Origin of the sequence: Roseomonas sp. TAS13 (genome assembly GCF_001950415.1) — a bacterium.
Taxonomy (GTDB): domain Bacteria; phylum Pseudomonadota; class Alphaproteobacteria; order Acetobacterales; family Acetobacteraceae; genus Roseomonas; species Roseomonas mucosa.
The window spans coordinates 1-4,323 of the sequence record NZ_BDLP01000362.1 but is presented as its reverse complement, the minus strand read 5'-3'; the positions used below and the strand labels follow the sequence as shown (position 1 = coordinate 4,323).

The following is a 4,323-nucleotide window of genomic DNA, read 5'->3' as shown; positions in this document are numbered from 1 at the left end:
CCCAAGCCGGTGCCGCCCAAGCCGGAGGCGAAGCCGCAGCAGCATGCCGAGGCAAAGCCCGAGCCCAAGCCGGAACCGCCCAAGCCGCAGCCGCCGGTGCAGCAGCCCAAGCCCAGCAACCAGCAGGGCACGGGCAAGGTGCTGCCGCCGCCGAATCCCTCGGACAAGCCGGGCACCGGGCGTACGCCGCCGGCCAAGAACACGGACGAACGCTCTCAGAGCGTGCTGAGCACGCTGGAGAAGCTGCGGGCGATGCAGGCGCAGAACGAGGCGCCGAAGTCGCGCGCCAATCCGGCGCCCTCGGGCTCCACCCAGGCGGGCGGGGCGCCGACCGGGACCGCCGCGCTCAGCTCGGGCGAGAAGACGGCGCTGGCCAATACCATCAGCGAATGCTGGTCGGTGGATGGCGGCGCGCTGAACATCCGCTCGGTGATCGTGGAGATGCGGGTGGAGGTGGATTCCGGCGGCACGGTGCGGAACGTGCGCCCGAACGGCAGCGTGCCCGCCGACCCGCAGGCGCGCTCGGTCTATGAGGCGGCCCGGCGCGCGCTGCTGAACCCACAGTGTAACCCGCTGCCACTGCCGAAGGACCGGCTGGAGGCGCTGCGCAACACGGTCTTCCGCTTCAACCCGCGGGACCTGGGGCTGCGCTGAGGCGCGTCCCCCGGCATCCGCCGGCATTGCCGCAGCGGAACGATACGGCCCGCCACGCTTCGTGACGGGACAGGGGCTTGATTTGACGGCAGGACCGGGGCTTCTCCCGGTCCGAACCGGTTTTCAGGGGAAGAGACACGACGATGGACGGCCGCTTTACCCGACGTGCCGCGCTTCTGGGGGTGACCGCCGCCGCTGGCGCCATTCCGCCGCTGCGCTCGGTGCTGGCCCAGCCGGCCGCGGCCGAGAGCCGCGTGGACATCACCCGCGCCCGCACCGATCCGATCCCGATCGCGGTGCCCGCGCTGCCGGGCACACGCGGGGCGGAGATCGCCCAGGTGATCCAGAACGACCTGAAGAATTCCGGCCTGTTCCGCCCGGTGCAGAACGCTGCCTTCATCCAGAGCGCCGAGGCCGCGGCGGCGCAGCCGAACTTCCAGGACTGGCGGGTGATCGGGGCCAATGCGCTGGTGACCGGCCGCGTGGCCGACCAGGGTGGGCAGCTCCGCGTCGAGTTCCGCCTGTGGGACGTGCTGCCGGGCCAGCAGATCGAGGGCACGGCCTTCACTGCTCCGGCTGCCCAGTGGCGGCGGATCGCGCATCTGATCGCGGATGCCATCTATTCCCGCCTGCTGGGCGAGAAGGGCTATTTCGACACCCGGATCGTCTATGTCGCCGAATCGGGGCCGCGCGACCGGCGCACCCGGCGGCTCGCGATCATGGACCAGGACGGGGAGAACAACCGCTTCCTGACCGACGGGTCCTTCCAGGTGCTCAGCCCGCGCTTCCATCCGAATGCGCGGCAGATCGCCTTCATGAGCTATTACCAGAACCAGCCGCGGGTCTATCTGTTCAACCTGGACACCGGGCGGCAGGAGGTTCTGGGCCAGTTCTCCGGCATGACGCTGTCGCCGCGCTTCTCGCCGGACGGGCGGTCGGTGATCCTGAGCTATGCCAAGGGCAGCGATTCCAACATCTACGTGGTGGACCTCGCTTCGCGGCGGGAGCGGCAGCTCACCTCGGGCAACGGGCTCGACGTCTCGCCCTGCTACAGCCCCGACGGGTCGCAGATCGTCTTCAACTCCGACCGGGGCGGCGACCAGCAGCTCTATGTCATGGATGCCGGCGGCGGTGGGGTGCGGCGCATCTCCTTCGGCCGTGGCCGCTATGCCACACCCGTGTGGTCTCCGCGTGGCGACCTGATCGCCTTCACCCGCTTCGGCGGCGGCAGCTTCGCCATCGGCGTGATGCAGCCGGACGGGCGCGGGGAACGCATCCTGACCGAGGGCTGGGGCATGGAGGGGCCGACTTTCGCCCCGAACGGCCGCGTCCTTGCCTATTACCGGGAGACCCCGGCGCGGGACTCGCGCGGCAATGGCTATGGTGCACGCATGGCGATGATCGACATCGCCGGTTTCAACGAGAGGCAGATTGTGACGCCGACCGATGCAACCGATCCGAATTGGTCCCCTTTGTTGTCCTGACACGGGAGAGGCGCGGTTTGTTCGGCTTGACCGTATCGAACGGCAGCCGTAACGCCGCGATCGCGTGTTTTGTGCCCCCCGCACAGCACGAGGAAAACGGATCGATGCAAACGAAGCTGCTGGGCGCGCTGGGCGCCCTCGCTCTGCTGGCCGCCTGTTCGAACAGCAACGACCAGGCCGGGGCCGCCACGGGCGCTGGCGCCTCCGCCGGCGCCGGTGCCGGCGGGCTGGGCTCCGTCCGCCCGGGCTCGCAGGAAGACCTCGTCGCCAATGTCGGCGACCGAGTCTTCTTCGAATTCGACTCCAGCTCCGTCCGCGGCGACCAGCGCGACGTGCTGGTGCGCCAGGCCGGCTGGCTGAACCAGTATCCCCAGGTGCAGGCCACGATCGAGGGCCACACCGACGAGCGTGGCACGCGCGAGTACAACCTGGCGCTCGGCCAGCGCCGCGCCAATTCCGCCCGCGACGTGCTGGTGGCCTCCGGCGTGGCCGGCAGCCGCCTGTCCACCATCTCCTACGGCAAGGACCGCCCGGCCGCCCTGGGTTCCGACGAGTCGGCCTGGGCGCAGAACCGCCGCGCGGTCACGGTCGTCCGCTAAGGCAGGGTCCATGATGCGCCACGCGCTGCTCGCCTCCGTTTTCCTGGCTTCCCTGGCATCCGGGCCCTCCGCCCGGGCGCAGGTGGAGAGCCGGGAAGGCATCACGCTGCAGAACCAGATCCTGCAGCTTCGCCAGGAGATGGAGCAGTTGCGGGCGCGTGGGGGCGGGGGCTACGCGGCGCCCGCCCTGCCGCCTCCTTCCCGTGGCGGTGCCGCCGGGGGCGGGAGCGAACTGGTCGGGCAGCTGCTCGACCGGGTGAGTGCGCTGGAGGACGAGACCAAGCGCCTGCGCGGCCGCGTGGACCAGCTCGAATTCCAGAACCGGAACCTGCAGCAGCAGATGGAGAAGCTGCAGGGCGACACGGACTATCGCCTGCAGCAGGTGGAGCAGGGTGGCGGGGCGGCGCGCCGTTCCCAGGCCCCCGCGACGCCTGCGCCGGGCCCTGCGGCCGCCCCTCCGGCCAGTGCCCCGGCCGCTGCCGCGCCGGCCGCCGCCCCGCGCACGCCGGAACGCGCCCTGTCCGATGGGCAGGCCGCCCTGGCCCGTCGCGACTATACCGCCGCCGAGGCCGCGGCGCGGGAGGTCGTCGGTGCCCGCAGCGCGCCCCGGCAGCAGGATGCCCAGATCCTCCTGGGCGATGCGCTGCTCGGGCGGCGGGACTACCAGAACGCGGCCCTGGCCTATGACGACGCCTATCGCCGCAACCGCAAGTCCGGCCGCGCCCCGGAGGCGCTGCTCGGTCTCGCCAATGCCTTCAACGGTTTCGGGGCGAAGCGCGAGGCCTGCCAGACGCTGGACCAGCTGAACAGCGAATTCCCCAAGCCGCCCGGCAGCATCGCCAGCCAGGCGGCGCAGGCCCGGCAGCGCGCCGGCTGCCGCTGATCCGCTGACGGGCATCGCCCGGGGCGCCGCTCCCATGCCAGCCGGCGAACCGGTGGGGGAGGAGGAGTTCGCGGCCCTGATGGCGCCGCTGGGGCCCTTCGCTCCGTCCCCGCGCCTCGCGGTCGGCGTGTCGGGCGGGCCCGACAGCCTCGCCACCTTCCTTCTCGCGCATCGCTGGGCCATGGCACGTGGCGGGTCCGCGCTTGCCCTGGTGGCCGATCACGGCCTGCGCCCGGACAGCGCCGCAGAGGCCGAAGCTGTGGCGGGCCGGTTGCAGGCGAGGGGGCACGAGGTCCGTATTCTTTCCCTTGGCCTGCCTTCCGGCCCGGCCCTGCACGAAAGGGCGCGGCGGGCGCGGCTGGCGGCGCTGGAGGCGGCCGCGTCGGAAGCGGGCGCGCCCTGGTTGTTGCTGGGTCATCACCGTCGGGACCAAGCGGAGACGCTGCTGTTCCGGCTGCTACGTGGCTCGGGCGAGACCGGGCTAGCTGCCATGGCGCCCGCGCGGGCCCTGCCAAACGTGATGGTGCTGCGGCCCCTGCTGGACATGCCGGTGGCGCGGTTGGAGGCGACCGTGGCCGGTGCAGGGCTGGAGCCTGTGCGCGACCCGTCCAATGGCGATCCACGCTTCGCCCGGGCCCGGCTGCGCGCGGCGCTTGGCGCTGTCTCTTGATCACATCTACGCACAGCTCCACCGTAAGGCGAA

The 4,323-nt window shown here is 71.7% G+C and carries 4 protein-coding genes and 1 pseudogene; all 5 read left to right on the top strand.

Annotated elements, in window-relative coordinates:
- A pseudogene (locus ROTAS13_RS20180) lies at positions 1–654 on the top strand (hypothetical protein); the annotation flags it as partial.
- 143 nt (positions 655–797) lie between these two features.
- Positions 798–2,138, top strand: a complete 1,341-nt coding sequence (gene tolB, locus ROTAS13_RS20175; protein WP_019459973.1) for a Tol-Pal system beta propeller repeat protein TolB — start codon at positions 798–800, stop codon at positions 2,136–2,138.
- A 104-nt stretch (positions 2,139–2,242) separates the two neighbouring features.
- Positions 2,243–2,737, top strand: a complete 495-nt coding sequence (pal, locus tag ROTAS13_RS20170; protein WP_019459974.1) for a peptidoglycan-associated lipoprotein Pal — start codon at positions 2,243–2,245, stop codon at positions 2,735–2,737.
- Between the two features lie 10 nt (positions 2,738–2,747).
- Positions 2,748–3,620: a tetratricopeptide repeat protein gene (locus ROTAS13_RS20165; RefSeq protein WP_075823225.1), complete on the top strand. Its 873-nt coding sequence runs from the start codon at positions 2,748–2,750 to the stop codon at positions 3,618–3,620.
- 34 nt (positions 3,621–3,654) lie between these two features.
- Positions 3,655–4,290, top strand: coding sequence for a tRNA lysidine(34) synthetase TilS (gene tilS, locus ROTAS13_RS20160; protein WP_075823224.1), 636 nt, complete (start codon positions 3,655–3,657; stop codon positions 4,288–4,290).
- Positions 4,291–4,323 lie beyond the last annotated feature (33 nt).

Coding starts and splice junctions, on each gene's coding strand:
- tolB (WP_019459973.1), top strand. CDS start 798: ATGGACGGCCGCTTTACCCGACGTGCCGCGCTTCTGGGGGTGACCGCC.
- pal (WP_019459974.1), top strand. CDS start 2,243: ATGCAAACGAAGCTGCTGGGCGCGCTGGGCGCCCTCGCTCTGCTGGCC.
- ROTAS13_RS20165 (WP_075823225.1), top strand. CDS start 2,748: ATGATGCGCCACGCGCTGCTCGCCTCCGTTTTCCTGGCTTCCCTGGCA.
- tilS (WP_075823224.1), top strand. CDS start 3,655: ATGCCAGCCGGCGAACCGGTGGGGGAGGAGGAGTTCGCGGCCCTGATG.